General features: G+C 64.8%; 22 protein-coding genes and 1 riboswitch. Of the genes, 8 read left to right on the forward strand and 14 right to left on the reverse strand.

Features of this window, described 5'->3' with window-relative positions; translation table 11 throughout:
* Positions 1–138: 138 nt before the first annotated feature.
* Positions 139–1218 carry an alcohol dehydrogenase catalytic domain-containing protein gene (locus tag B5D62_RS25875; protein WP_085936942.1) on the reverse strand — a complete coding sequence of 360 codons (1080 nt, stop codon included), beginning with the start codon at positions 1216–1218 and terminating at the stop codon, positions 139–141.
* A 209-nt stretch (positions 1219–1427) separates the two neighbouring features.
* Here B5D62_RS25875 and B5D62_RS25880 point away from each other — a divergent pair, with 209 nt between their 5' ends.
* Together B5D62_RS25880 and B5D62_RS25885 are read left to right on the forward strand one after the other, a co-directional pair.
* On the forward strand, positions 1428–2219 hold the full coding sequence (locus B5D62_RS25880) for a helix-turn-helix transcriptional regulator (RefSeq protein WP_085936943.1): 792 nt from the start codon (positions 1428–1430) through the stop codon (positions 2217–2219).
* A gap of 205 nt (positions 2220–2424) precedes the next feature.
* Positions 2425–4554: an adenylate/guanylate cyclase domain-containing protein gene (locus B5D62_RS25885; protein WP_085936944.1), complete on the forward strand. Its 2130-nt coding sequence runs from the start codon at positions 2425–2427 to the stop codon at positions 4552–4554.
* Between the two features lie 11 nt (positions 4555–4565).
* Here the strand turns inward: B5D62_RS25885 and B5D62_RS25890 are convergent, their stop codons facing one another.
* Entirely contained in the window at positions 4566–5795 is a 1230-nt protein-coding gene (locus B5D62_RS25890; protein ID WP_085936945.1) for a Zn-dependent hydrolase, read from the reverse strand.
* Positions 5796–5903: 108 nt separating this feature from the next.
* On the opposite strand from B5D62_RS25890, the gene B5D62_RS25895 reads away from it, so the two are divergent.
* The gene (locus B5D62_RS25895) at positions 5904–8033 is read left to right on the forward strand and encodes a protein-disulfide reductase DsbD family protein (protein ID WP_085936946.1); all 2130 of its coding nucleotides are present in this window, start codon (positions 5904–5906) and stop codon (positions 8031–8033) included.
* Between the two features lie 25 nt (positions 8034–8058).
* Positions 8059–8688 carry a redoxin domain-containing protein gene (locus tag B5D62_RS25900; RefSeq protein ID WP_085936947.1) on the forward strand — a complete coding sequence of 210 codons (630 nt, stop codon included), beginning with the start codon at positions 8059–8061 and terminating at the stop codon, positions 8686–8688.
* A 46-nt stretch (positions 8689–8734) separates the two neighbouring features.
* On the opposite strand, the gene B5D62_RS25905 is transcribed toward B5D62_RS25900, so the two are convergent.
* The 7 genes from B5D62_RS25905 to B5D62_RS25935 form a co-directional block, all read right to left on the reverse strand.
* Positions 8735–12130: an autotransporter outer membrane beta-barrel domain-containing protein gene (locus B5D62_RS25905; RefSeq protein ID WP_170921137.1), complete on the reverse strand. Its 3396-nt coding sequence runs from the start codon at positions 12128–12130 to the stop codon at positions 8735–8737.
* 457 nt (positions 12131–12587) lie between these two features.
* Entirely contained in the window at positions 12588–13853 is a 1266-nt protein-coding gene (locus tag B5D62_RS25910) for a polysaccharide biosynthesis/export family protein (RefSeq protein ID WP_139374096.1), read from the reverse strand.
* 150 nt (positions 13854–14003) lie between these two features.
* The gene (locus B5D62_RS25915; RefSeq protein ID WP_085936950.1) at positions 14004–15092 is read right to left on the reverse strand and encodes a sn-glycerol-3-phosphate import ATP-binding protein UgpC; all 1089 of its coding nucleotides are present in this window, start codon (positions 15090–15092) and stop codon (positions 14004–14006) included.
* A 3-nt stretch (positions 15093–15095) separates the two neighbouring features.
* Positions 15096–15947, reverse strand: coding sequence for a sn-glycerol-3-phosphate ABC transporter permease UgpE (gene ugpE / locus B5D62_RS25920; protein WP_085936951.1), 852 nt, complete (start codon positions 15945–15947; stop codon positions 15096–15098).
* On the reverse strand, positions 15947–16828 hold the full coding sequence (ugpA, locus tag B5D62_RS25925) for a sn-glycerol-3-phosphate ABC transporter permease UgpA (RefSeq protein ID WP_085936952.1): 882 nt from the start codon (positions 16826–16828) through the stop codon (positions 15947–15949). Before ugpA ends, ugpE begins: the two co-directional genes overlap by 1 nt.
* Before the next feature lie 47 nt (positions 16829–16875).
* Positions 16876–18192 carry a sn-glycerol-3-phosphate ABC transporter substrate-binding protein UgpB gene (ugpB, locus tag B5D62_RS25930; protein WP_085936953.1) on the reverse strand — a complete coding sequence of 439 codons (1317 nt, stop codon included), beginning with the start codon at positions 18190–18192 and terminating at the stop codon, positions 16876–16878.
* A gap of 128 nt (positions 18193–18320) precedes the next feature.
* Positions 18321–19013, reverse strand: coding sequence for a glycerophosphodiester phosphodiesterase family protein (locus B5D62_RS25935; RefSeq protein ID WP_085936954.1), 693 nt, complete (start codon positions 19011–19013; stop codon positions 18321–18323).
* Between the two features lie 51 nt (positions 19014–19064).
* Between B5D62_RS25935 and B5D62_RS25940 the strand changes: the two genes are divergently transcribed.
* Both B5D62_RS25940 and B5D62_RS25945 read left to right on the forward strand, forming a co-directional pair.
* Positions 19065–19829 carry an SDR family oxidoreductase gene (locus B5D62_RS25940; protein WP_085936955.1) on the forward strand — a complete coding sequence of 255 codons (765 nt, stop codon included), beginning with the start codon at positions 19065–19067 and terminating at the stop codon, positions 19827–19829.
* A gap of 29 nt (positions 19830–19858) precedes the next feature.
* Positions 19859–21328, forward strand: a complete 1470-nt coding sequence (locus B5D62_RS25945) for an ArsB/NhaD family transporter (protein ID WP_170921138.1) — start codon at positions 19859–19861, stop codon at positions 21326–21328.
* 45 nt (positions 21329–21373) lie between these two features.
* Here B5D62_RS25945 and B5D62_RS25950 read toward each other — a convergent pair whose 3' ends face one another.
* The 5 genes from B5D62_RS25950 to B5D62_RS25965 all read right to left on the reverse strand — a co-directional run bounded on the left by B5D62_RS25950 (position 21374) and on the right by B5D62_RS25965 (position 24189).
* Positions 21374–21988, reverse strand: coding sequence for a zinc metalloprotease (locus B5D62_RS25950; protein WP_085936957.1), 615 nt, complete (start codon positions 21986–21988; stop codon positions 21374–21376).
* 211 nt (positions 21989–22199) lie between these two features.
* Entirely contained in the window at positions 22200–22523 is a 324-nt protein-coding gene (locus B5D62_RS25955) for a peroxiredoxin family protein (protein ID WP_419188816.1), read from the reverse strand.
* Between the two features lie 12 nt (positions 22524–22535).
* Positions 22536–22682 (reverse strand): hypothetical protein, encoded by a 147-nt coding sequence (locus B5D62_RS34420; RefSeq protein WP_419188817.1) that lies wholly within the window; start codon positions 22680–22682, stop codon positions 22536–22538.
* Between the two features lie 176 nt (positions 22683–22858).
* Positions 22859–23440: a 6,7-dimethyl-8-ribityllumazine synthase gene (locus B5D62_RS25960; protein WP_231714941.1), complete on the reverse strand. Its 582-nt coding sequence runs from the start codon at positions 23438–23440 to the stop codon at positions 22859–22861.
* Positions 23441–23466: 26 nt separating this feature from the next.
* A riboswitch (FMN riboswitch) is annotated at positions 23467–23617 on the reverse strand.
* 161 nt (positions 23618–23778) lie between these two features.
* A complete protein-coding gene (locus tag B5D62_RS25965) occupies positions 23779–24189 on the reverse strand; it encodes a hypothetical protein (protein WP_085936959.1) in 411 nt (136 codons plus the stop codon).
* Positions 24190–24425: 236 nt separating this feature from the next.
* Here B5D62_RS25965 and badH point away from each other — a divergent pair, with 236 nt between their 5' ends.
* Together badH and aliB are read left to right on the forward strand one after the other, a co-directional pair.
* Positions 24426–25193, forward strand: a complete 768-nt coding sequence (gene badH / locus B5D62_RS25970; RefSeq protein ID WP_085936960.1) for a 2-hydroxycyclohexanecarboxyl-CoA dehydrogenase — start codon at positions 24426–24428, stop codon at positions 25191–25193.
* 12 nt (positions 25194–25205) lie between these two features.
* The gene (gene aliB, locus B5D62_RS25975; RefSeq protein ID WP_085936961.1) at positions 25206–26351 is read left to right on the forward strand and encodes a cyclohexanecarboxyl-CoA dehydrogenase; all 1146 of its coding nucleotides are present in this window, start codon (positions 25206–25208) and stop codon (positions 26349–26351) included.
* Positions 26352–26365 lie beyond the last annotated feature (14 nt).

Consider the following 26365-nt stretch of genomic DNA (forward strand, 5'->3'; position numbering starts at 1 on the left):
CCGTTCATCGCATGTCTGAGAGTCCTTCTGAACCAGCACAGCACAACAGAGGAGACCGAGACGTCGATAGTTTCGCAGCGACAGAAGATTTGCTGCACCGCTCCATCGTCCCGAAGGAGCAGTGCAGCACGACAGCGATCACGGTTTGATCACCGTGAAGCGGAATGGTCCCGCATTGGCCGCGGCGTGTGTCACCGCCTCGTTCACCGCGTCGAGACCGAACGACGTCACTTGGAAATCCGCCAGATCGATCAGCCCCGCGCGAACGAGTCCGATCATGCGCGTACTGGCTTCACGGGCATACATCCACTGGCCGCGGACTGTGATGCAGTTCCGCATCAGCCACGGATAGGGCAATTCCAGCCCGGCCCCGCCGGCCATGCCGACCCCGCCCATCAGCACCACGCGTCCGTAGGGGCGCACGGCCATCACGGCGGTGCGTACCTGGCTCGGGCTGGCGGCCGGCGGCAGCAGGTCGAGCACGCAGTCGATGGGACCGCTGGCCGCCTCCAGGATCCTGCCGCGATCGCTCTCTTCATTGCCCAGCATGCGCACGGCGCGAACACGTCGCCCGTAGCGGCGTTCCAGATCGGCAAGCGCCGTTTCGTTGCGTCCAGTCGCCACCACGAGCTTCGCCCCCATCGCCATGGCGACGGCAACGCCCGCACTGCCGAAGGCCCCGGTCGCGCCATTGACGACGACGGTCTCTCCCGGCGTCAGATTGGCCGCAGCAAACCCGCCATACGGCACCAACAGCGTGCCCAAGGCGCACCACGCCGCCGCCTCCGCTTCGTCGAGCGCGCCGATACGAACGACGTTCTCGGTCGGCACGCGCATCTGCTCGGCAAACGAGCCATCGTGAAAATACCTCTGCAGGCGCAAAGCCGGCTGGCTACCGGCAACCAAGCCTTGCAGGATGATTTCCGGCATCAGCGCATCGTCCCGCGACCGCACCGTCGGGTCGCAATAGACCCAGTCGCCCACCGACAGATGCGTGGCATCCGGCCCGAGAGCACGAACGCGGCCGACGGCACCCGACCCCGGGATCATCGGCAACTCCATCAGATAATTCCGGGCACCACTGAAGACTTCGTTGGCGTAGGCGAGGACACGTGTTGCCACGACATCGACAATGACTTCGCCCGTGCCCAGGACGGGATCGGGCACCGTCTCCAGCGTGAGCGGTGAACCGAACGCTTTCAGGATGGCTGCTCTCATGATGGTCCCATTGGTTGAGGCACCCAGGATCGCAGTTCCATGGTTGGCTATTCAGGCCTAGTATTATCCTAGGACTGGAACTCCCTCCCTGGAGGAATGGCAATCGCATATGAAGTCGTCTCGTCATCCCGAGCGGAGCCGCCTGCAGGGCGCTGCGCTCGGCTTCGCTCGGGATGACGAAAAATCCTTGCATATGCCCCGGAGGCACCATGGCGGACCAGCGGCACCGTGAACTTGGCAACTTCCTGCGCTCGCGCCGCGAGAGGCTGAGCCCGAAAGCGATCGGCCTGCCGAGCGGCCGGCGCCGGCGCACCGTGGGATTGCGGCGGGAAGAGGTGGCCGAACTCGCCGGGATCGGCGTCGACTGGTATGTGCGGCTCGAGCAGGGCCGCACCGTCAATCCCTCCGTCACCACGATCGACGCCCTCGCTCGGGCGCTCCGTCTCAGCAAGGTCGAGCACGCGCATCTGCGCGCACTGGCCCGCGATGCCGATCGCCGCCCGTTCGTGCGGGAGCAGGTGCCGGAGGCGATGCGCCGCGTGGTCGAGAGCCTGAACCAGCCGGCCTACGTGACCGGCCGACGCTGGGACGTCCTGGCGTGGAACAAGGCAGCCGCGGAGATTTTCGCCTTCGACCGCATGCCGGAGGAGGAGCGCAACATCCTGCTGTGCGTCCTGACGAACCCCTACACCCGACGCCTGTTCGGATCGTCCTGGAAGGCCCAGGCGCGGCGCGTCGTGGCTCAGTTCCGCGCCACACACGATCTGTGGGCCGGCGATCCCGCCTTTCGCGACCTGCTGGAGCGCCTGCGCAACGGCTGTCCTGAGTTCGAGGCCTGGTGGGAAGAGCACGACGTGGGCGACGCCATAGCCGGGCAGAAGCTCCTGAAGCATCCGCGCAAGGGCGCGCTGCGCCTGGAGCATGCGAGTTTCCAGGCCAACGACGATCCGGGCTTGCGGCTGGTGATCTATGCCCCGGCAACAGGGTCAGACGCGCGCTGATCCGCGCACGCCGTTGAGGACCGGAATCGTCGTTGGCGTGGGCCACGCCTTAAGGTGCTGGCTCGATGCAAAGGAACGCCGATGATCTCCTCGACTGCCTCGATATCCGACTATTTGACTCAGTTATTTCGTGGTTCTGCTTTTTCAGCCATTTATTTAATGGAAATCACGGGGGTTCCGGCCTCGGGCGCTATATAGCTGCAGCATGACTGCTGCCGATCCTGCTGTTCACCGTCCCGTACGCTGGGGCCTCGCGACCAAGCTATTCGTCATCCTGATCCTGCTGGGCGCGATTGCGGTGCTGTTCACCAGCATCCTGGGCTATGTCCGGGCGCGCCAGGCACTGGAAGAGACGATCTTCAACCAGCTCACGGCAGCGCGAGAGACCAAGGCGAAGCAGGTTGAAGCCTACTTCCGGACGGTTCGTCACGATCTGCGGCTTCTGGCCAGCTCGAAGATGGTCGTCGAGGCCATGCATCGTTTCCAGGACGGCTTCGAGGAGCTGGATCACAAGACACCCGAGCCTGATCTCCGCGCCGCGGTCGAGCGCTGGTACGAGAAGAACTTCGTTCCGGAGGTCGGCCATCTGCTCGGCAAGGAGGCCAAGCTGGCCGACTACATGCCGATGGGCTGGGCAGCCACCTACCTCCAGTACTATTACATCGTGAACAATCCGCAGCCGATGGCGCGCCGGAAGCTGCTCGACAATCCAGGCGACGGCAGTGCCTACAGCGCCGCGCATGCCATCTATCATCCTCTTCTGCGCAACGCGGCGACCACGGTCGGCTTCTTCGATTTCATGCTGGCCGATCCCAAGTCTGGACGCCTGGTCTATGGCACGGCGAAGGAGGTCGACTTCGCGACCTCGCTACATCTCGGGCCCTACCGCGACACCAATGCCGCCGCCGCCGTCGCGCGCTGTGCCGCCCTCCCCGATCCATCCGCGACATGCCTGGAGGACTTCAAACCCTACCTTCCATCCGATGGCCTGCCCGCTGCCTTCATGGCTGCGCCCGTGATCGACCAGGGCGCCGTGATCGGCGTGCTGATCGCACAACTGTCGATCGACGAGATCGACCGCGTCGTGACCGGCGATCGACGCTGGCGCCAGGAAGGCTTCGGGGCCACGGGCGAGGCCTATCTGGTCGGACCGGACTACCTGATCAGATCGGGCAACCGGCTGTTCTACGAAGATCGCGATCGCTACTTCGAGGAGCTCCGGCAGTCAGGTGCGCCGCCGGAGGAGATCGAGGCCATCCAGCGCTATGGCTCTCCGGTCCTGCATCAGCTGGTCGATACCGTAGCGACGCGTGCCGCCTTGGCCGGCATCGAGGGCACCGGTCAGATCGTCGGCAATCTCGGCAAGGAAACGCTGTCTTCGTGGGGTCCTGTCACAATCCCCGGCGTGAAGTGGGCCCTGATCGCCAAGATCGAGACTGCGGAAGCCTTCGCACCGATCTATCGACTGCAGCGGGAATTGATCGCTGTCGGTATCATTGCCCTGCTCGTGGTGCTGCTCGCCGGAGCCTGGCTGGCCCGTTCGCTGCTCGAGCCCCTGCGGGAGTTGACGGCGGGTGTGAGGCGCTTCGCCGCCGGCGATCACTCCGCCAAGGTTGCCGTGCGGACCAGCGACGAGATCGGGCAGCTTTGTGCTGCCTTCAACGGCATGGTCGACGAACTCAGCGCCAAGAACGCCGTGATCGCAACCAAGAACCGGGAGAACGAGGAGCTGCTGCTCAACGTGCTGCCGGCGCCGATCGCAAACCGCCTGCGCGGCGGCGAGCAGAGCATCGCCGACGGCTTTGCCGAAGTGAGCGTCGCCTTCGCCGACCTTGTCGGCTTCACGGCTCTCAGTTCCGAGATGCCGCCGCAGGAAGTGGTGACGTTGCTGAACGGTCTCTTCACCCGCTTCGACATGGCCGCGCAGGAACTCGGCATCGAGAAGATCAAGACGGTCGGCGATGCCTACATGGCGGTCTGCGGTCTGCCGGTGCCGATGGAGGACCATGCCGAGCGGATCCTGCGCATGGCGATCCGCATGGTCCATATCACCCGCGAGCATGCCCTCGAAAACAAGGTGACGATGAAGGTGCGCGTCGGCGTCAACACCGGCCCGGTGGTGGCCGGCGTGATCGGCCGCAGCAAGTACATCTACGATCTCTGGGGCGACACGGTGAATCTCGCCAGCCGCATGGAGTCCGGCGGCCTTCCCGACACCATCCAGGTCACGCGACCGGTCTACGAGAAATTGAAGGACAAGTTCTCGTTCGAGCCGCGCGGCATGATCGAGGTCAAGGGCAAGGGAAGCGTCGAGGCCTGGCTGCTGCGGCTTTGACCTGGTCCCGATCAGGAACGCTCCGCGAGATCCACCATCAGGTTCAGCAGGAGCTGCGCGCCGGCGACCAGATCGTGCGGCTCGGTATGCTCGCCGACATTGTGGCTGAGCCCGCCAACCGAAGGCACGAAGATCATCGCGGTCGGACAGATCCGCTGCATCATCTGCGCGTCGTGCCCGGCGCCGGACGGCATGCGGCGGGTCGATAGCGACAGCGCCTTGGCGTGATGCTCGACATGATCGACGAGTCCGCTGTCGAAGATCACGGGCTCGAAGCGTGCCAGCACCCGGGTCTCGACGTCGAGGCGCTCCTCGGCCGCCACCTCGGCGACATGCGCCGCGACCTTGGCTTCGGCCTCTTTCAGCCTGGCCTCGTCGGTATTGCGCAGATCGACCGTGAAGACCGCGCGATTGGGCACCACGTTGATCAGATTGGGCCGCAGCGTGAGGGCCCCGACGGTAGCCACCTGATCGCCGCCCATCTCCCGGGCGAGCGCGCGCGCGAAGACATTGACCGAGGCCGCCAGATAGCCCGCGTCACGGCGCAGCCGCATCGGCGTGGTGCCGGCATGGTTGGACACGCCGGTGACCGTGTACTCGGTCCAGGAGATGCCCTGCACGCCCTCGACCACGCCGATCTGCACCTTCTCCTCGTCGAGGATCGGCCCCTGCTCGATATGCAGCTCGAGGAAAGCCTGCGGCCGGATCGCCCCGGGCTTCATCGGGCCGAGATAGCCGATGCGACGCAGCTCGTCGCCAACCGACAGACCGTCCTTGTCGGCGGCGACATAGGCTTCGTTCAGACCGAGACCGCCGGCATAGACCAGGCTGCCCAGCATGTCGGGCTGGAAACGCGCGCCCTCCTCATTGGTGAAGAAGGCAACGACGATGGGTCGTCGGGTCGTGACGTTGGCGGCATTGAGCGCGCGCACCACCTCGAGGCCGGCCAGCACGCCGTAATTGCCGTCATAGCGACCTCCGGTCCGCACCGTATCGATGTGGCTGCCGGTCATGATCGGTGCCAGCCGTTCGCGGCCGGGACGCATGCCGAACACGTTGCCGATGGCATCGACCTGCACCTCGAGCCCGAGCGCTCTCATCCGGGCCACGACGAGGTCGCGACCCGCCTTGTCGTCGTCGCTCAGCGCCAGGCGGGCGCATCCCCCACCCTCGATCGCACCGATTTGCGCCAGTTCATCGAGCGCCCCGAGAAGGCTTCTGCCGTCGACCTTGAGTTCCATGATTTCTCCAGTAGAACCAACAACTTAGACCAAGGGCTGGGCCGGGGCAAAATCTCACGGGCACTTGATCCAGATTGCCTTGCCAGGGCCGTGGTCCGGGCTCACTTAATGTCGACCATGTCGCGCGTTCTCGCCCTGTTGCTGTCGCTTCTCCTCGCCCTGCCGGCCTTCGCGCAGTCCGTGGTGAAGACGGACAATGTGCGCGCCGAACTGATCTCCGATGTCGCCCAGGCGCAACCGGGCCAATCCTTCTGGGTGGCGCTGCGCCAGACCATCCGCCCGCATTGGCATACCTACTGGAAGAATCCGGGTGATGCCGGACAGGCCACCGACATCAGCTGGACGCTGCCCGAAGGTGTTACGGCCGGACCGATCGTCTGGCCGACCCCGAGCAGGATCGATGTCAGCGGCATCATCAATTACGGCTTCGAAGGCGACATCCTGCTGCTGACGAAGATCACGCTGCCGGCGAACTTTGCCGGTTCGACCCTGGCCTTGGCCGCCGATGCGAACTGGCTCGTCTGCGATGACGTCTGCATCCCCGAAGAAGGTAAGTTCAGTCTGACCTTGCCGGTCGGCACAGCGGCAACGGCGGCCAATGCCGCTACGCTGGCGCTGTTCGATCAGGCACGCCGTAAGGTGCCGACCGAAAGCCCATGGCCGGCGCGCTTCGGCGTCGCCGCGTCGGGCGATCCGACCCTGATCGTCGAGGCCAAGGGTCTGAAGCCCGAGACCATCCGCGACGTCTACTTCTTCCCCGCCGAATGGGGCGCCGTCGCCAACATGGCGAAGCAGACCGCCAAGGTCACCGCCGACGGGATCCGCATTCCGCTCAAGAAGGGGGATGCCAAGGCCGCGGCGCCCCAGCAGATCGCGGGCGTTCTGGCCCTGACCGAGAAGACCGCCGACGGCGAGCATCGCCAGGCCTTCGACGTCGTGGCAAAGCTCGATCCTTCCTTCGTGCCGCAGGCGGCGGCGTCGGCAGGGACCGTCGAGGGCGAGACCTTGTCTCTGTGGCAGGCGCTGGCCTTTGCCCTGCTCGGCGGCCTGATCCTCAACCTGATGCCGTGCGTCTTTCCCGTCCTGGCGATGAAGGCCGCCGCCTTCGTCGATCTGGTCGGCCACTCGCGCGGCGAGATCCGGCGCGACGGCGTGGCCTACACGGCGGGCGTTCTCGTCTCCTTCGCCGCAATGGCAACGGTCGTCGTCGCGCTTCGGTCGAGCCTGGGCGACGTGAGCTGGGGCTTCCAGTTCCAGTCGCCGATCTTCTCGCTGCTGATCGCCTATCTCTTCTTCATCGTCGGGCTCAACCTGTCGGGCCTGTTCGAAATCGGCGGACGCTTCGCCGGATTGGGCCAGGAATTGGCCGGCCGCCACGGCATGACGGGCGCCTTCTTCACCGGTGTGCTCGCGGTCGTAGTGGCAACGCCCTGCACGGCGCCCTTCATGGCCGCGGCGCTCGGCTTCGCGCTCAGCCAGCCGGCGCCGCAGACCGTGGCCGTGCTGCTGGCGATGGGCCTCGGCCTGGCGCTGCCCTACCTTGCCCTGGCCATGACGCCGGCGCTGCAACGGCTGCTGCCGAAGCCCGGTTCGTGGATGGTGCGCCTGCGCCAGTTGCTGGCCTTTCCGATGTACGCCTCCGCCGTCTGGATGGTGTGGGTGCTGACGCAGCAGACCGGCGCCGACGGTGTGCTCTATGCGCTGGGCGGCATGATCCTGATCGCCTTCGCCATCTGGCTGTTGCGCATCGGCGCTCCCGCCTCCCCCACGCGATGGGCGCGACGTGCCCTTGCGGCGCTGGCCGTCCTGCTGGCCTTCGCCGCCGCCCTCAAGGTCGAAGAGCGGCCAGCCACTGCGGCGACCACCGCCGGCGGGCCCTCGAGCGCGGTAAGCTTCGACGGCTGGACTCCCTTCTCGCGAGCCCGCGTCGATGAAGCCGTCGCTGCCGGCAAGCCGGTGTTCGTCGATTTCACCGCCGCCTGGTGCATCACCTGTCTGGTCAATGAACGGGTCGCGCTCGAAACCAGTGCGACGCGACGCGCCTTCGACCAGACCGGCACCGTGAAGCTCAAGGGCGACTGGACGAACCGCGATCCCGAGATCACGGCGATGCTGAAGCAAATGGGCCGCGCCGGCGTGCCGCTCTATCTCTACTGGGCGCCGGGCGCCTCTCGCCCCAAGATCCTGCCGCAAATCCTGACCGAGGCATCGGTCGTTTCGGACCTCACGTCTCGATAGCAGCCAAGCGATAGGAGGAGGCAGCATGCCGCAGCTCACTGTTCCTCGTCGTTCGTTCCTGGTTGGCAGTGCGGCCCTGGCATTCGCGCCGCTGGCGGCTCGTGCCGCTGCCGACATCGGCAGTCCTGCCCCGACCTTCGTCGGCACCGACAGCAACGGCAAGAGCTGGGACCTTGCCCAGCTGCGCGGAAAGATCGTCGTCCTCGAGACCACCAATCACGACTGCCCCTATGTCGGAAAGCAATATCGATCCGGCAACATGCAGGCATTGCAGCGCGACGCTGCCGCCAAGGGCGTGGTCTGGCTTACCGTCGCCGCTTCGGCGCCCGGCGAACAGGGCTATGTGACGGCGGCCGAGGCCAACGAAATCGTGCGTCAGAACAAGGCCGCGCCGGCCGCCGTGCTGCTCGATCCGCAGAGCCGGATCGCGCATGCCTACGGCGCCACGGTGACGCCGCACATGTTCATCATCAGCACTGCCGGCATTCTGGTCTACAAGGGCGGCATCGACTCGATCGCCTCGACCAACGTCGATGATGTGCCGCGCGCCAGGCAATATGTGCGCCTGGCCCTCGACGAGGTTCTGGCCGGCAAGCCGGTCAGCGACGCTTCAACCCGGCCTTACGGCTGCAGCCTGAAATACGCACCGAGCTGAGCGACGTTCCTGCGCGCAGAGGCAAGCGCCCGCGATGCAAGTCAGATCACCACGTCATGCGGACGCCGGCGGTAAAGGCGTGGCTGTTGTCCTGCCCGGACACGATACCTTCGTAGCGGGCGTAGAGCGAAGTGGCGTCGGCGATCGCGGTGCCGACGGCGAAGCCCAGCAGCATGCCGTCGCGTTGCGGTGACACGCCGTAGGTCGTGAACGACTGGCCCGCCGCTCCGGCCAAGGTCGCCGACACAGGCAACGACGTGCTGGCATATTCGTGGCTCCAGCCCAACCGGATCTGCAGCCCGAGTTTCTCGCGCCAGCCGAGGTCCACGGCGCCGTTCACCTGCGCGCCCAGCACCGAGCGCAGCGAATTGCTCGTCTGCGACGCCACGCTGAGATTGAGCGACTGCGCGCCCGTCTCGCTGAAGCCGTTCTGCGTGCCCGTATAGGCCTGCAGCCGCGCGAACGGCGCTACCGTGTTCTCGCCCTTGGTGCCGAGCGCAAAGCGGTAGCCGCCCTCGACCTGGCCGAACACCTGGTTGGCGCCCGTCGAGGCCTGCGCCGTCCGCACCGCCAGACCCGGGATGGCGATGGTGCGCCACATCTGGTTGGCGCTGTAGGCGTAGCCCGCCAGGCCGTCGACATAGACTGGCCCGTCCGTGTACTCGCCGTACAAGGCGGCCTGGTACGTGTTCGACATGCCGGTGCCGCTGAAACCGCCCACCCACTGTTGGCCGCTCGTGTAGCCCACCGCCACGCCAGCGAGGAAATTCTCGTTCAGCCGTCGATCGAGACCGGCCGCGAAGCCGCCGAGGTTGTAGGTGACCGTCCCTGTGCCGGCACCGGCGCCGACCGTGCCGAAGCCGCCGACACCGCCGCCCCAGGCGCCCCACTTCGCCGGTTCCGTCACGTCACAGGCAATGTCGCAGGCTTCGGCCAGCGCCACCTTGCCGCCGCCGCGGCTCGAGCCACCGGCCTGTGACTGGAAGTTGTCCATGAACAGCCGCGCGCCCTGCATCATCGAGCTGGAGAAGGCGGCATAGTTCTGGCCGCTGAGCGAGGTCAGCGCTGCCGAGACCTGGGCCGGGCTCAGTGAGGTCAGCACGCCGATCACATTGGCGAAGTCGCCGCTGGCTGTCGCGGCACTGGCATTCAGGACTGCCGCCACCGCCGCCTGGGTCGGTGTCTGCGCTGCAATGCCGAAGTTGCCGGCCTGCAGCGTCAGATAGACGTCGTTGGCATCATAGCTGAGGCTCGGAACCAGGAACGGCGAGCTGCTGAACGCCGAGGAGAAGGCGCCAGTCACGCCGCCGGTGGCCTTCAGGATGGTGTAGGTGGTCCGCGGCGCATAAGAGCCCGGTGTCGCGCCGACCAGCACCGTCCCGCCCTGAAGGTTGGCCGTGCCGCCGACCGCGAGCTGGCTGCTCTGGCCGGCCGCATTCACCACTGTGTAGTACACGCCTCCCGCCGCCTGCGTGTAGCTGCCCTGCACGGTCAGCGGGCTGGAGAGAGTGCCGGGCGAGACGATGCCCGCATTGAACAGATCCCGGCCGATGGTGCCGGTGCCGCTCAGCGCGCCGGCCGTGCCGACGAAGACATCGCGCGCGACGCTGCCGTTCAGCACCAGCTGGCCGCCGCTCACGGTGGTAAGCCCGGTATAGGTGTTGGTGCCGCTCAGCGTCTGCACGCCGCCGGCGATCGTCACACTGCCGCCAGTGCCGGGAAAAGAGCCGAGATCGGGGACATCGCCGAGAGCCGCATTGCCGACGGGAAAGGAGTCGCTGATGGTGCCCGAGAAGGTTCCGTTGGCCGCATTGATCGTCAGGTTCTGGCCGCCCAGCGCGACCCAACCCGCTCCCGACAGGGCCTGGATGCCGACAGGCGCCCAGGCGCGCGAGATGTCGAGGACGCCGTTGTTAACGATGCCGGAGGAACTGCCGATACTGCCAGGCCCGGCAACGTAAAGCAGGCCGGCCGGTGTGCTGCCGCTCTTTCCGGCGATGGTGGTGACGCCCATATAGGTGTTGGTAGCGCTTAGCTGCAGCGCGCCGCCGCTGCCGACCGACACGCCACCGGGTCCGGAGATCACGCCAGCCACGCCGATCGGTATGTTGCTTCCGTCGACGACGAGCGGCCCGCTGGCCGTCGTCGTCAGATTGGTATCGGTGACGAAGAAGGGCGTGTAGCCGACCGCCTGGTTGCCGAGATCGAACAACACCGAGTTCTGCAGGAAGAACGAAATCCCGATCGTGTTCGTCGAGGCAGTCGAGACCGTCGCGTTATAGGTGATCGGAGAAGAGGTATTGAGAACCATCGACGTGGTCGTAAGGCCGGAGACCGCTGTTCCGCTGGTCGTGGCGCCGAGCACGGTAAGCGTGCCGCTGCTGGTATTTCCTCCGTTGAGCGAATTGGCCAGCGTCAGGTCGAGCGTTCCGGTATCGAGCAGCCCGCGCGTCGCCGACGCGGTCTGAGCATTCGTCAGGTTGACGATGTAGTTGGCACCGAACTCCTTCGAGGAATTGTTTCCTGTGGCACCCCCATACGGATTCGGAAAGGCATAGGTCGCGGCGCCGGTGGCCCAGGGAACGAGGCCGGTCGGGTTTGTCGAACTGCCGGGATTGATCGGGGCGAACTGGCCCAGCATCTGCGGCGTCAGGCCGACCGTGACGCAAGGGCTGCAGGTCGTGACCTTCTGCTGGATCCCGGCCAGCATGACGTTCTGGCCATTCGCTTGTTGGGGAGCGTTCCCGCTTCCTGTGACCGGATTGGTCTGCCCGTTGGCCGAGACGACGTAGCCTTGCGTCACGTTATCCACGATCGTCTGCCCGAGTACGCCGCCGGGATGATAGTTCGCGCTTTGCTGGTCGGCGAAGTCGGAGGCGCCGAAAGTTCCATAGAAGGTATCGCGGATCGGTGGAGACGTGGCCCCGGCGACCAACGTGGCGGTGCCACTATCATAATGATTGTAGACAGCGTTGATCTGGTAGCCCGGCGATGCACTGAGGGTTGCCGCCAGGGTTTGCACCGCGCCGAGAGTCGGTGGCGTGTAGAAATTGAGCGTTGTCGCCTGGACGATATTGCCCTGATATCCGGTGCAACTGTTCGGGTTGGCTCCATAGCAATACTTGAACGCGCTGCCGCCGGCGACGGTCGAGGCTGGTGTGTTGCCCGTACTGGGGCTGTTGGTCGGCGTGAAGCCGGGCCACCAGCTCTGGTTGTAGACGGCATTGAACAGTGACGAGCCGGTATCGAACAGATAGAGCTGTGGTGCCCCGCCGTTGATGCCGACATTGATACCGAGCGCCCAATTCGAGTCGGTGTTCTGCTGCAGCAGCTGCAGGGGAATGCTCTGCGGCTGCGATGTCTGACCATGAGCCACAAGAGGAACGCCACAAAACAGCACCAGCGCCGCCACCGCTGGCGCACGCTCGACCCTCGCTCGCAAGCGATCTCCCCATCCGCACTCGAACATGTCGCCCCAATCCCCAACGCTGTTGCGACGTCGACGCCAGAGCCGTTCATTGCGGTCTTGGCGGTGACGACGCAGCTGCCGCGTTCCCATCCCCGTTGCTCGGCGAAAACCACCGTCGACCCGATGCGGGTCAAAAGCGTTTTCATGTCGCCTGCAGTATTTCTTCCGGCAACCGCCCACGGCGAGGGTGTGGGTGCCCATTATGGGCAATCAGCCCCAACCGCGCGTCTGCCGACGAGGCTTGCTGCAACAATAGTCACGCCATAGCGATCGCGTGACGACACTAAAAAAACGCGAGCGCGAGCGCGGTTCGTCAACGACCGCCTGGAGCAGGACGTCATCAGCCTGACAACGGGATAGAATGCCACTCCCAACGCCATCGAGGACAGCCCAATCAAGCTGGCCTTTTCGGCAAGCCGGTACGCTGCTCTTACTTGGTCAGGGCGACCACGCCGCCGGCGAACGCCGCGCTGCGGTACAGGGACGAGAGGACCTTGTCGTACTCGCGCAAGGGCGCGTTCGCTACAAAGACCACATCTCTCGGCTGAACAGGAAATTGCTGGGCCACGAGCACCGACGACGGCTGCATGAAGTCGAGTCGGAAGATGCGGGCGCGGGCACTCGGATTGGTTTCGAGGTCGCCCATCCGGAAGACATAGAGGCCGGTCTTGTTGCTGCGCAGATCGACTAGGCCACCGACGGCGCCGAGGGTCTCGGCCAGGGACATGTTCGGCTTCTTGATCTGGACGTTACCGGCCTTCGCGACGGCCCCCAGGATCGTGACCACTTGCTCATTCGGACGGAGAACGATCTCGTCGCCCTTCTCGATCCCGATATCGCCCCCCTGCATCAACTCGGAAAGCTGCTTGTCCAAGATCAGGCGTCCCTGCCGGCGCACGATGACTTCGAGCTGCCAGGGACCGGTGATCTGAACCTTCGGTTCATCGAAGAGAGGATTGGCGCTGCTGGGCACCGGGCCGCCGCCCGAACTACCGGCAGCAGCGCTCTTGCTGGAGGCCGCCGCAGCATCCTCTTCCTCTTCCATCTGCTTCTTGGTCTTGGCCGGTGGAAGCTTCGGCTCGACGGGGCCGCCAGCGCGATTGATGGCATCCATCACGGTGCGCAGCCCTTCACTGAGGGAGACGCGTCCGGGATTTTTGACGTCGCCGGACACCATCACCGTGTTGGTGCGGTCGGCCACGAAGTCGACCAGCACCTGGGGTTCCTTCGCCTTGTTGGCGATGCGGGCAGTGATCTCGGCTTCGATTTCCCGCGGCCGCAGGCCCGCCACCTTGACCGTACCGACATAGGGCACCTCGATCGTGCCTTCGGGCGTCACGATCTTGTTGCCGAGATCGGACGCGGCGTCGTTCTGGATCGTCGGAAAGGTAGCCCCTTCGTAGCGCTCGAAGATGCGCACGCTCAGTACGTCACCAGGCGCCGCTGTCAGCGCCCTGCCCGCCGATGGCTCGACCGTGGGCGGCCGGGCGGGAGCAGGCGAAGCCTGATAGGCCACGATCGTGGTCGGGGTGAGATCGATCACATCGAACGGCATGGCTTCGGTGCTGCCGGCCTTGGCGCCATTCATCCAGGGACCATCGCCCGGTACCGCCTGGCACCCAGCGACTCCTATTCCCAGGCCAAGGACAAGGGCGAAAGGTCGTCCAATGCCGCCCAGCCAGGCTCGGATCGTCAATTTCAAGCTCCGTACAGACCGGCCTTCAACCCGCTCGCTCCCAGGGCGATCGCCTGCCGGTGATTGCGCCCAACTCTTAGCGCCACCCGACAGGGTCGACGAGTCCTTTATGCGCCGCCAGGGACGGGCTCGCTCAGGCGTCGGGCCCGCTCAGGCGTCGGCGATGCGTCGGCCCGTCTGGGAGTCGAATAGATGCAGGCAGTCCGCATCGATGGCGAACCGGCGATGCTCCCCAGGGGCGGCCCGCACGTGGCCGCTCTGGCGCACCGTCACCAGCTCGCGGGCTGCCCCGAAGCGGCCATGCAGAAGCGTATCCGCGCCCAGCGGCTCGGCCAGCTCGATTTCGAACTCCAGCGGCCCATCGTCGGCCGGTCGCAGATGCTCCGGTCGCAGACCGACAGCCACCGGGGTTCCGGCGGCGGCCGAGGATCGACGCCCCAGCGGCAAGGCCACGCGCCCCGCCCCTGTCGCCGCAAGCTCGACCAGGCGGCCCTCTTCGCCGACCTTGGCGGCGAGAAAATTCATGGCCGGCGAGCCGATGAAGCCTGCCACGAACACCGAGGCCGGCTTGTCGTACACATCCATCGGCGTGCCGATCTGGTCGGCGACACCGGCATTCATCACGATCAAGCGGTCGGCCAGCGTCATCGCCTCGACCTGGTCGTGCGTGACATAGATCGAGGTCACGCCAAGCTCCCGCTGCAGCCGCTTGATCTCGAGCCGCATCTGCACGCGCAGCTTGGCGTCGAGGTTCGACAACGGCTCGTCGAACAGGAAGACCGCCGGCTCACGCACGATGGCGCGGCCCATGGCGACGCGCTGGCGCTGTCCGCCCGAGAGCTGGCGCGGCCGCCGGTCGAGCAGCTTGTCGAGTTCCAGCGTCTTGGCCGCCTTGCGCACCCGTGCGTCGATATCCTCCTTGGACAGCTTCCGGATCTTCAGGCCGTAAGCCATGTTCTCGTACACGCTCATGTGCGGATAGAGCGCATAGTTCTGGAACACCATGGCGATGTCCCGATCCTTTGGCTCGAGCTGGTTGACCACCCGATCGCCGATCGCGACCTCGCCGCCGGTGATCTTCTCCAGTCCCGCGACCATGCGCAGCAAGGTGGACTTGCCGCAGCCCGACGGACCGACGATGACGATGAACTCGCCGTCGGCGATTTCCATGTCGATGCCGTGGATGACCTCGAGCTTCTCGTAGCTCTTCTTCACGCCGCGCAGATGAACTTGCGCCATGACCTATTTCTCCGTCTCGACCAGGCCGCGCACGAACTGTCGCTGCATGAAGATCACCACCAGCACCGGCGGCAGCATGGCGAGCATCGCCATGGCCATCAGCAGGTTCCATTGCGGCGCCGCATCGGCGACGTTGGCCTGCCGGGAGACGTTCATCACGATGGTGTAGAAGCTTTCCTTGGTCGTGATCAGCAGCGGCCAAAGATACTGGTTCCAGCCATAGATGAACTGGATGACGAACAGCGCCGCGATCGAGGTCCGGCTCATGGGCAACAGGATGTCCCAGAAGAACCGCATCGGCGAGGCGCCATCGACGCGCGAGGCTTCGGTCAGCTCGTCCGGCACGCTCAGGAAGAACTGGCGGAACAGGAAGGTCGCCGTGGCCGAAGCGATGATGGGAATGATCAGTCCGGCATAGGAATTGAGCATGCCGAGCGCCGCGACCACACCGTAGGTGGGCACGATGCGCACTTCGACGGGCAGCATCAGCGTCACGAAGATCGCCCAGAAGAACACCATGCGCAGCGGGAAGCGGAAATAGACGACTGCGAAGGCGGCGATGATGGAGATGGCGATCTTTCCGATCGCCACGCCCAGCGCCATGATCAGGCTGTTCATCAGCGTCGTCAGGATCGGGATGCCGCCATTGCCCTGGTTGTAGCCGGCAGTCAGCACCTGCCGGTAGTTTTCGATCAGGTGCGTGCCGGGCAGCAGGGGAATCGGCGCGCGCAGCATGGTCGCCTGATCGTGGGTGGAGGCCACGAACGTCATCCATACCGGGAAGGCCACGATCACCACGCCCAGGATCATGACCAGATGGCTCAGCACCGTCAGGAAGGGCCGGTTCTCCACCATCAGTAATGCACCCGCCGCTCGATGAAGCGGAACTGGACGATGGTGAGCAGGATGACCACGACCATCAGGATGACGGATTGCGCCGACGATCCGCCGAGATCCTGTCCGCGGAAGCCGTCATTGTAGACCTTGAACACCAGGATCTCCGTCGCCTTGGCCGGGCCGCCCTTGGTCAGGGCATCGACCACGCCGAAGGTGCCGAAGAAGGCGTAGATGATGTTCACCACCAGCAGGAAGAAGCCGGTCGGCGACAGCAGCGGGAAGATGATGTCCCAGAAGCGCCGGCTCGGACCGGCCCCGTCAATGGCGGCGGCCTCGATCAGGGAGCGCGGAATGGACTGCAGGCCGGCGAGGAAGAACAGGAAGTTGTAGCTGACCTGGTTCCACACCGCGGCAATCACGATCAGCAGCAGCGCCTGATTGCCGTTCGTCACGTAATTGAAGTCGATGCCGACATTGTGCAGCAGCCAGGCCACGGTGCCGACGGACGGATTGAACAGGAAGCCCCACAGTACGCCAGCCACAGCCGGCGCGACGGCATAGGGCCAAACCAGGAAGGTCTTGTAGATCGTGGCGCCCCGGATCACGCGGTCGGCCATCACGGCCAGCAGAAGCGAGACGGCCAGCCCGATCGCGGCGACCAGGAAGCTGAAGGTGATCGTCAGGCGCGCCGAGGCGAAATAGGCGCTGTCGTTGAACAGGCTGACGAAATTGTCGAACCCAACGAACTTGGTATTGCCGCCGAAGGCATCCTCCAGCAGCGTCGACTGCCAGATCATCTGCGCCGACGGCCAGAAGAAGAAGACCAGCGTGACGACGATCTGCGGCGCCACCAGGAGGTATGGCAGCCAGCGTTCGTTGAAGGTGACCCGTTTTTCCATCGTCGAGAAAGGCCCCCGCGCCGGAGTGCGAGGGCCTGTCCATCAGCCTACTTGTTGGCCGCTTCGAACTTGCGGAGCAGCTCGTTGCCGCGCTTCACGGCATCATCGAGCGCCGTCTTGGCGTCCTTCTTGCCGGTCCACACCGCCTCGAGCTCCTCGTCCTCGGCGTCACGGATCTGCACGAAGTTGCCCAGCCGCAGGCCCTTGGAGTTCTCGGTCGGCGGATTGAGCGTCAGTTCCTTCACGGCAACATCGCGGCCGGGGTTCTTCTTGTAGAAGCCCGACTCCTCGGTGAGCTTGGCCGCCGCGAAGGTGATCGGCACGTAGCCCGTGGTCTGATGCCACTTGGCCGCCACTTCGGGGCTCGAAACGAAGTTCAGGAACTTGGCGACGCCCTTGTATTCCTCCTTCGGATGCCCCTGCAGCACCCACAGCGTGGCGCCGCCGATGATCGAGTTCTGAGGCTCGGCCCTGACCTCGGGCGAATAGGGCATCATGCCGATGCCGAGTTTGTCCGGACCGAGCGACGCCAGTAGCGTCGAGGCCGAACCGGACGAGGTCAGCTCCATGCCGCAATCGCCGCTGGCCATCAACGGCGTCGGCTTGTCCTCACGGCCGCCATAGACGAAGCGCTTGTCCTTGGTCCAGTCGGCCAGCATCGAAATCAGCTTGATGCGCGGTTCATCGTTGAACTTGAGCTCGGTGCCGAGACCACCGAAGCCATTCTGCAGCGTGGCGAAGGGCAGGTTGTGCCAGGCGCCGTAATTCTCGAGCAGCACCCAGGTCTGCCAGGCCGATGTCAGCCCGCACTTGGCGCCCGAGGCGACCAGCTTGGCGGCCGCGTCACCCACTTCCTTCCAGGTCTTGGGCGGCGTGTTGGGATCGAGGCCCGCCTTCTGGAACATTTCCTTGTTCCAGTAGAAGACCGGCGTCGAGGAATTGAACGGCATGGAGAGCAGCTTGCCGTCGGTCGTCGAATAGTAGCCATAGACCGGCCCAAGGAACGCCTTGGGGTCGAACGGCTCCTTGGTGTCGGCCATCAGCTGATAAACTGGATAGACCGCGCCCTTGGCGGCCATCATGTTGGCCGTGCCGACCTCGAACACCTGCACGATGTGCGGGCCCTGCTTGGCGCGGAAGGCCGCGACCGCCGCGGTCAAGGTCTCCGTATAGGTACCCTTGAAGACCGGCACGACCTTGTATTCGCTTTGCGACTTGTTGAACTCGTCGGTCATCGCGTTGACCGCCTCGCCCAGCTTGCCACCCATCGCATGCCACCACTGGATTTCGGTCTGCGCGGCAGCGCCGTGTGCGCTCGCCAGCGCGACAATCGCCGCAACGGACGACAGCAAGGTGCGTGACATGGTGTGAAATACCTCCCCATTGAGACCGGTCCCTATATCGAGGTCCGGCGAGACCGTGATGTGTCAGTATTGTTTCAGTCTCGTTACAGTCCACCAAGACTGCACATCGAAGGCAACCGAAAAATACGCTAATTCAGGGCGCTAAGGATCACGTCCGGCGCATCGCTGATAACGCATTGCACGCCCAATCCCATCAACAGCCGGGCGACCTCGCCGTCGTTGATCGTGTACACGCTCAAGAGATAGCCGGCCTTGCGGATCTCGACAGCGCGCGGGACGGTCAGCCGCTTGCCGTTGGTATTCACCCCGACCGCGCCGACCGCCTCGGCGCGAGCGCGCCAGTCATTGGCGATTTCGTCGATCAGGATCGCACGGGCAAACTCGGGGGCAGCGTCGCGGGCCGCCGAGAGAGACGTGTCCTTGAAGCTCGACAGCAGGGGGGCCGGCAGGGTCGCTGGCCACTGCCGCCGCAAGGTCTCGACAGCGACGCGCGCCGTCTCGACTTCCCGACCTTCACAGGGCTTGATCTCGACATTGCAGCCGAGGCCCAGCTCGCGAAAGCAGTCGATCGCCGCCTCGAAGGTCGGGACTTCCCGGGGCAGGTCGGCGGCCCGGGTTTCGGCCACCAGGCGGTCGATCCCCATCGTCCGCTTGAGCGAGGCATCGTGCATCAGGATCGGCACATTGTCGGCGGTCAGCTTGACGTCGATCTCGACCCAGGTCGCACCTCGCCGCCGGGCCTCGCGAAAGGACTCGAGGGTGTTTTCGAGCGCATAGGCGGCCGCGCCTCGATGACCGATCACTTTGGGCAGTTGCAGCATTTGGCAATCCGACGCTAATTCGGGTGGGGCAATAGACGAAGAATGTGTCCGATGTCGATCTTTCCCGATCAATTCAAGCTCACCGGCCGCACCGCCCTGGTCACGGGCTCCGGCCGTGGCCTGGGATGGCAGATGGCGCGCGGGCTGGCCGAGGCCGGAGCCCGCGTCCTTCTGCACGGCCGCTCGGCCGAGCGCCTGAAGCCGCAGGTGGCGCAACTGCGCGATGCCGGCTTTGCGGCCGACGCCATCGGCTTCGATATGGCCGACCGACAGGCCATGCAGGCCGCCGTCATCGAAGCTGGCCCCATCGATGTGCTGATCCACAATGTCGGCGAACGCGACCGCCGTCCCTTCGCCGACATCAGCCCCGAGGACTTTGCCCGTCTCATCGATGTCGACCTTGCGGCCGCGCACGCGCTGGTGAAGCTGATCGTGCCCGGCATGATCGAGCGCGGCTGGGGCCGCCTCATCCTGGTCTCGTCGATCGTCGCCGACCTCGCCGTGCCCGGCGCGATCTCCTACGTCGCCGCCAAAGGTGGGCTTAGCGCCCTGGCCCGCGGCCTTGCCGCCGAGTTGGGCGCCAAGGGCATCACCACCAACGCCCTCTCGCCTGGCTTCTTCGCCACCGAGACGAACGCCCAGTTGATGGCATCGCCCCAGGGAGAAAAGCAGCGGGACCGGTGTCCGGCCAAACGCTGGGCCGATCCAACCGAGATCGCCGGCGCCGCCATCTTCCTCGCCTCGCCAGCCGCTTCCTACGTCAACGGGCACACGCTGGTCGTCGATGGCGGCGTATCCGCCACCTATCTCGCCTGATGCATGGCTTCGACTCCACACGCGACGCCTTGAGCCAGGGGCTCGTCAGCTTCATTCTCGTCATCGTGTTCGCCGGTCTGGCGGCTGACCGCGTCCACCGCGTGCTGGTGCCGATCGGCGCGGTGGCGCTGGTCTGGACGATCTCCTACTTCACGCCATACCGGCTGATCTCCTTCGACGCCTCGATGCAGGCGATCGATCTCAACGTCATCCTGCTGCTGGCGTCGATGATGGCGCTGGTCGGCGTCCTGAAGACCACCAACGTCTTCCCCTGGGCGGTCGACCGTCTCCTCGAGCGTTCGCGCGGCAATCCAAGCCGTGCCGCCACGCTCATCATCTGGTTCACCGGCATCCTGTCGGCTCTGCTCGACAATGTGACGACCGTGATTTTCGCCTATCCGATGGCCTCGGAGATGGCGCGCCGTTTGCGCATCAACGGCTCGGCCTTCTTCCTGCCCATGGTCATGGCCGCCAATATCGGCGGCACGGCCACGCTGATCGGCGACCCGCCCAACGTGCTGATCGGTGCCGACCCGCGCAGCGGCCTGTCCTTCATGGACTTCATCTACAATCTCGCAGTGCCCTGCACGGTGATGATGCTGCTGCTGGTCCTGTTCAGCCGCCGCTACTACGCAGCAGACATCGGGCCGGCCGCCGACCGCGATCACGATGGCGTCGCCACCCCGACTGGCGCTCGCCTGCAGAACGTCCCGCTGCTTCGCACCACCTGCTGGATCACGGTCGGAATCTTTGCCGGCTTCATGACCCACACGCTGACGGGCATGCCGGTCAGCGTGCCGGCGGTCATCGGTATCGCCGTGATCCTGTTCGCTCAGGATTTCTACTATCTCCGGAAGCACAGACCGACGCCCGAGGAGCGCCAGCACGGCGTGCTGTCGATCCTGGAGAAGGATATCGAGTGGCCGACCCTCGCCTTCTTCCTGTTCCTGTTCGTGCTGGTGGGAGCCGCGGTCTCGACCGGACTGATCGATTCCCTGGCCCAGGGCCTCGGATGGGCGATCGACGGCGTCGGCGCGGCCCTCAGTCTATCGCCACGGGCCACGCTGCTCGTGGCTGCGCTGCTGGTGCTATGGGCCTCCGGCCTTCTGTCGGCAGTGATCGACAATATTCCCTACACCGCTGTCACCATTCCCCTGGTCGCGTCGCTGCTGCATCGGCTCGATGCCGGCCCCGAAGGTCAGGTCCTGTGGTGGGCCCTGGCGCTCGGCGCCTGCCTGGGCGGCAACGGCACGCTGATCGGCGCCTCCGCCAACGTCACCGTGACCGGTCTGGCCGAGAAGGACGGCAAGCGGATCTCCTTCAACGAGTTCACCGCGTTCGGCGCGCGCGTGACGGCGATCACGCTCCTGGTCTCTTCCGTCTATCTCGCGCTGTGGCTCTATGTCGGCTCGGTCACGGTGAATGTCGCCGGAGCGATCGTTCTGGCGGCGCTGCTGGCCACGACGCTTGTGCGTCGGAGGAGCACGCCAAGGGCATGAGCCCCAGCAAGCCATAGAGCGATATACCAGGAACCATGCCGGCCCCTACTTGGGGCGCTCGCACCAGTTCAGCGCATCCACCGGAACCTTGCGCAGATCGGCAATCGCCGATGCCGTCTCTTTGTCGATGCAGCTCGCATCGCCGATCCGATATTGTCCGCTCAGAAGCTCCATATGCGTGGCATGGCGCAGCCCGACCACGTGGCCGAGCTCGACCATCATGACATCCCTGAGGTCGAGAGGATGATCATGGAAGTACTTGATCGCCTCGTCGAAAATGAGCAGCACGCCCCCGCCATGGGGCATGGCCTGGACTGTCCCGAAGCTCATCTCCGCCCGTCCCTGCTCACGAATACCTTCCTTGCTCGGACCTCTCCTGATGATCCAGGCATGGGCATCGCGGCCGTCAGCCGGTGGCAGGGCAGACGCCTCGAGGACGAGCACCCCATTCAGGGCGCGATTCCATTCCTTGATCGCGCTTACGATCTCGGCGTTGTCGGACGTACTGAAGCTGGGATCGATGTAGATCGAGATCGTTTGCGACGGACCGCCATAGGGTGGATGTCTCGTATAGACACTCTCCGCCACGACCTCATTCGCCGTTCCGATGGCGAGGATGACACACAAGAAAGAGAAGAGGCGGTACAGCGGGCGGAGCATAAGTTGATCTTTGATCTGGAGATTAAGAACGCTGCGCCACGCGACGTCTGTCATTATCGAAGTTCATTAGCCTTTGCACAACACGAACGGATTCATCGCTACTGACGCCGGGAAGACGATGGGCCACGCCATGTGCTCGTCCACGACGCCCTGCCGTGCTCTTCCCGAAAGCGGAAGAGCACCGTCCGATGCCGGTGCCTGAGGCGGCTGACTACAGGTGTTTGAGAACGTTCTCGGCAGCGGAGGCCTCGAAGGCGCCCGGCTTCTCGACCAGCAGATCCTTGATCACGCCGTCGTCGACGACCATGGCGTAACGTTGGCTGCGGGTCCCCAGGCCGTTCCTGGAAGCATCCAGGGTGAGACCCATTGCGTGGGTGAATTCGGCATTGCCGTCGGCGAGCATCAGGATCTTGTCGCCCACCTTCTGGTCCTTGCCCCAGGCCCCCATGACGAAGGCATCATTGACGGAAATGCAGGCTACCGTGTCCACGCCCTTGGCTTTGATCGCATCGATATTGGCCAGAAAACCTGGCACATGCTTGGCGCTTCAAGTAGGCGTGAAGGCGCCGGGCAGAGCGAAGGCGACGACCTTCTTGCCCGGAGCGAAGAGTTCTTCTGTCGATAGCGGCTTTGGTCCTTCCGGACTCATCACACGCAAGGTTGCCTGGGGAACCTTGTCACCAACTTTGACCATTCATCTGCTCCCTGGTTGGAACGGGGAACTCTAGGAAGGCGCCAGCAGCCTGTCCATCCGACCATCGCGGTCGGAGGCAGTGGAACGCCTGAACAGGCCAAGCCGTTGCATCCGGTTGTCGTCCAGGAGGCGGCGCCGCGCACGCTATCGCACACGGCGCCGAATCCCGGCCGCGATTATGCGGCTTCCGCCACGTCGCGTACGCGGTCCAGGGCCGCTGCGGTGCTCACGCACGCCGCAGCCGCTTCGATTCCCTTCACCCGGAAATGATCGTGGAAGAATTTCCGGTGTTCCTCGTGATCGTGGAAATCGCGTGGGGTCAGAACCGCGGAGATCACGGGGACCTCGATCTCCAGCTGCACGGACATGAGACCGCTGATAACCGCCTCGGCGACGAATTCATGCCGATAGATGCCGCCATTGACGACGAAGCCGCAGGCGACCACGGCCGCATACCGACCGCTTCGGCCCAGCACCTTCGCGTGCAGGGGAAGTTCGAAGGCACCGGGCACCTCGTAGAGGTCGATACGGGACGCGGCAATGCCGCGCCGGCGCATCTCGCTCAGGAAAGAATCCCGGCCCTGATCGACGATTTCGCGATGCCAGCAGGACTGGACGAACGCAAACCTCGCTTCGTCGTTGGCCGATCCATCCCGGCCTGACTTTGTGGCTACTGCAGTGATGTTCTGATTCATGAGACCCTCACACACGTCGTTGAGGCTAGAATCAGGGTGCACGAGCACATCCTCGCGACGCACGCAGGGCGTGTCGCCGATCCTCTGTGCTACGCTCTCTTTCATCCGGACTGTGACCGTCGGCTTCGGAATTGCACCGAATCTGCTGTCCTCGCTCCCGACGGAGCGAGCGCTCGCGGGCTGATGCGATGTCTCGCAATTACCGCCGGTGGGGAATTACACCCCGCCCTGAGAACGCCTGCCTTGGGATCATCCCAAGGCACGACAGCAATCCACGGTATCTCGAGGCTTGGCAACCAGCATGATGAAGGGCAGTGGCTTCGGGGACGTCGCGTCGCCGCTTTCTTCTACGCTGCAGAATGAAAGCGCGTGCCGTTTCAGCGGACGGAACGGTAGCGCGTCTAGGTCGTGGAATCGGCGGTCGTCGGCTTGGCTTTCGCCTCGTTGGCCTTCTCCGCCAGCCATGCCCGCGCCCGGGCCTCGGTCCTGAAAAAAGCCGCCGGTCGGGTCGACGGCGATATGTTCACGAAGCGCTTGAACGTCGCGCGGATCGTGTCGTCCTTGCCGACGACGGCCAACGGCCCGCTGCCGAGCGTGGCTGTATAAGCGCTGAGCCGCGCGCCCATCGTCATGACGTCGTTGTCGTCATAGACCGGCTGGCCCCGCGTGGCGTCGAACAGCTTGGCATAGGACATCGCGTTGGCCAGGAAGATCGTATCGAAATGGTCTTCCATTTCCTTCAGCGTGACAGGCCCCTCGGCGACGATATGCACGAACTTTTGTGGATGAAGGATTTCCACGCGTAGCGGCATTACCGGTACTCCCCCAGACATTACTTGGACGCAAGTCTAGCCGCGACCGCGCCACGGCACGAGCCCCAGGGCAAAACCGAGAGCCCTGGAACATCCCGCCAGGGATTCGCAACAATATCATGATGCTTTTGAGATGCTGCTCGTGATCAGCGCGCCCTATAATCATCAATATATTGACATAAAATTCGACTCACCCTAGAACGCCGTTCGAAGACAGCGGCAGCGACGGAGGAAACATGCGGGGCTTGGCGGGACGCGTTGCCATCGTCACCGGGGGCGGAGGCGCCATCGGCGGCGCCACATGCCGGCGCCTGGCGGCCGAAGGCGCCAAGGTGGCCGTATTCGACGTCAATCGCGACGCCGCCGTCAGGACGGCAACGGCGATCCTCGACCACGGCGGCAAGGCCGAAGCCTTCGCCTGCGATATTTCAAGTCACGACTCGGTCCGCGAAGCCGTCGCCCAGGTGGCTTCGGGGCTGGGCCCCGTCGATATCCTGGTGAACAATGCCGGCTGGGATGTCTTCCGGCCGTTCCTGCAGACCGCGCCCGAGGACTGGCAGAAGCTGATCGCCATCAACCTGACCGGAGCACTCAACATGCATCACGCCGTGCTTCCGCAAATGGTCCAGCGGCGATCCGGCCGCATCGTCAACATCGCCTCGGATGCCGCGCGCGTCGGCTCGTCGGGCGAAGCCGTCTATGCCGCCTGCAAGGCGGGCCTCGTTGCCCTGTCCAAGACGCTGGCGCGCGAGCATGCACGCGACGGCATCACCTTCAACGTCGTCTGCCCGGGGCCCACCGACAGCCCGCTGCTTGGCAGCGTCGTGAATGCCGCCGGCAATCCGGAGAAGCTGCGCGAAGCCTTCCGCCGCGCCATTCCTCTCGGACGGATCGGCCAGCCGGACGATCTGACGGGCGCCATCTGCTTCTTCGCCAGCGACGATGCGAGCTTCGTGACCGGCCAGGTCCTGAGCGTTTCGGGCGGCCTGACCATGGCCGGTTGACGAAGCGCTGCCATGACTGGTTTCAGCGAGGAACAGAACGCTTTCCGGCAGACCGCCGAGCGCTTCGCGCGCGACAGAGTGGCACCGGACTACCAGAAACGCGAACAGGCCGGGCATGTCGATCGTGCGCTCGTTCGCGAGATGGGCCAGCTCGGGCTGATCGCCCCGGAGCTGCCCGAGGCGCTGGGCGGTCTCGGCGCCTCGAGCGTGACCAGCGGGTTGATCGCCGAGGCGATCGGCTACGCCGACCTCAACGTCGCCTATATCCAGATCCTGGGCTCGCTGAACGGCAAGATCGTCGCCACGCACGGTTCGCCGGAGCTGCGGTCGATCTGGATCCCGCGCCTGGTGTCGGGCGAGGCCATCCTGGCGCTCGGCCTCACGGAACCGCGCGGCGGCTCCGACGCCGCCAATCTCGCCCTGTCCGCCCGACGCGATGGCGACCGCTATATCCTGAAGGGCGAGAAGTCGTCGATCAGCATGGCCGACCAGGCCGACGCCCTGGTCGTCTTTGCCCGCACCGGCTCCGTGCAGGACAAGGCCCGCGGCGTCAGCGCCTTCCTGGTGCCGATGGATGCGCCCGGCATCACCACGCTGCGCTTCAACGATCTCGGCAGCAAGGCGATCGGCCGCAGCTCGATCTTCTTCGACGACGTGATCGTTCCGGCAAGCCATCGTCTGGCCGACGAGGGCGCTGGCTTCGTCCAGGTCATGCAGGGTTTCGACTTCAGCCGGGCGCTGATCGGGCTGCAGGTCCTAGGTGCGGCGCAGGCCTCGCTCGATGAAAGCTGGGCGTATATCCAGCAGCGCCAGGCCTTCGGCGCGCCGCTCTCCGTCAACCAGGGTGTGACCTTCCCGCTGGCGGAAGGCGAGACGATGATCGCCGCCGCCCGTCAGCTCTGTTACCACACGCTGGCCCTCAAGGATGCCGACAAGCCACACACGGCCGAGGCTGCCATGTGCAAATGGCTGGCGCCGAAGACCGCGGTCGACGTTATCCATCAGTGCCTGCTCACCCACGGCCATTACGGCTGGTCGCTCGACCTGCCGCATCAGCAGCGGCTGCGCGACGTGATGGGCCTCGAGATCGGCGACGGCACCGCGCAAATCATGAAGATGATCATTGCCCGAGAGAAGCTGAGACAACGAAAGGCCTGAATTGGCCAGACTAG

Source organism: Enhydrobacter aerosaccus (assembly GCF_900167455.1).
Lineage (GTDB): Bacteria > Pseudomonadota > Alphaproteobacteria > Reyranellales > Reyranellaceae > Reyranella > Reyranella aerosaccus.

Excerpts from the sequence above, each read along its gene's own strand:
- aliB (WP_085936961.1), top strand. The coding sequence starts at position 25,206 with ATGACTGGTTTCAGCGAGGAACAGAACGCTTTCCGGCAGACCGCCGAG.
- B5D62_RS25880 (WP_085936943.1), top strand. The coding sequence starts at position 1,428 with ATGGCGGACCAGCGGCACCGTGAACTTGGCAACTTCCTGCGCTCGCGC.
- B5D62_RS34420 (WP_419188817.1), bottom strand. The coding sequence starts at position 22,682 with ATGGTCAAAGTTGGTGACAAGGTTCCCCAGGCAACCTTGCGTGTGATG.
- B5D62_RS25935 (WP_085936954.1), bottom strand. The coding sequence starts at position 19,013 with ATGCTGCAACTGCCCAAAGTGATCGGTCATCGAGGCGCGGCCGCCTAT.
- B5D62_RS25915 (WP_085936950.1), bottom strand. The coding sequence starts at position 15,092 with ATGGCGCAAGTTCATCTGCGCGGCGTGAAGAAGAGCTACGAGAAGCTC.
- B5D62_RS25940 (WP_085936955.1), top strand. The coding sequence starts at position 19,065 with ATGTCGATCTTTCCCGATCAATTCAAGCTCACCGGCCGCACCGCCCTG.
- B5D62_RS25895 (WP_085936946.1), top strand. The coding sequence starts at position 5,904 with ATGTCGACCATGTCGCGCGTTCTCGCCCTGTTGCTGTCGCTTCTCCTC.
- B5D62_RS25965 (WP_085936959.1), bottom strand. The coding sequence starts at position 24,189 with ATGCCGCTACGCGTGGAAATCCTTCATCCACAAAAGTTCGTGCATATC.
- B5D62_RS25890 (WP_085936945.1), bottom strand. The coding sequence starts at position 5,795 with ATGGAACTCAAGGTCGACGGCAGAAGCCTTCTCGGGGCGCTCGATGAA.
- B5D62_RS25885 (WP_085936944.1), top strand. The coding sequence starts at position 2,425 with ATGACTGCTGCCGATCCTGCTGTTCACCGTCCCGTACGCTGGGGCCTC.
- badH (WP_085936960.1), top strand. The coding sequence starts at position 24,426 with ATGCGGGGCTTGGCGGGACGCGTTGCCATCGTCACCGGGGGCGGAGGC.
- ugpB (WP_085936953.1), bottom strand. The coding sequence starts at position 18,192 with ATGTCACGCACCTTGCTGTCGTCCGTTGCGGCGATTGTCGCGCTGGCG.
- B5D62_RS25950 (WP_085936957.1), bottom strand. The coding sequence starts at position 21,988 with ATGCTCCGCCCGCTGTACCGCCTCTTCTCTTTCTTGTGTGTCATCCTC.
- B5D62_RS25875 (WP_085936942.1), bottom strand. The coding sequence starts at position 1,218 with ATGAGAGCAGCCATCCTGAAAGCGTTCGGTTCACCGCTCACGCTGGAG.
- ugpE (WP_085936951.1), bottom strand. The coding sequence starts at position 15,947 with ATGGTGGAGAACCGGCCCTTCCTGACGGTGCTGAGCCATCTGGTCATG.
- B5D62_RS25900 (WP_085936947.1), top strand. The coding sequence starts at position 8,059 with ATGCCGCAGCTCACTGTTCCTCGTCGTTCGTTCCTGGTTGGCAGTGCG.
- ugpA (WP_085936952.1), bottom strand. The coding sequence starts at position 16,828 with ATGGAAAAACGGGTCACCTTCAACGAACGCTGGCTGCCATACCTCCTG.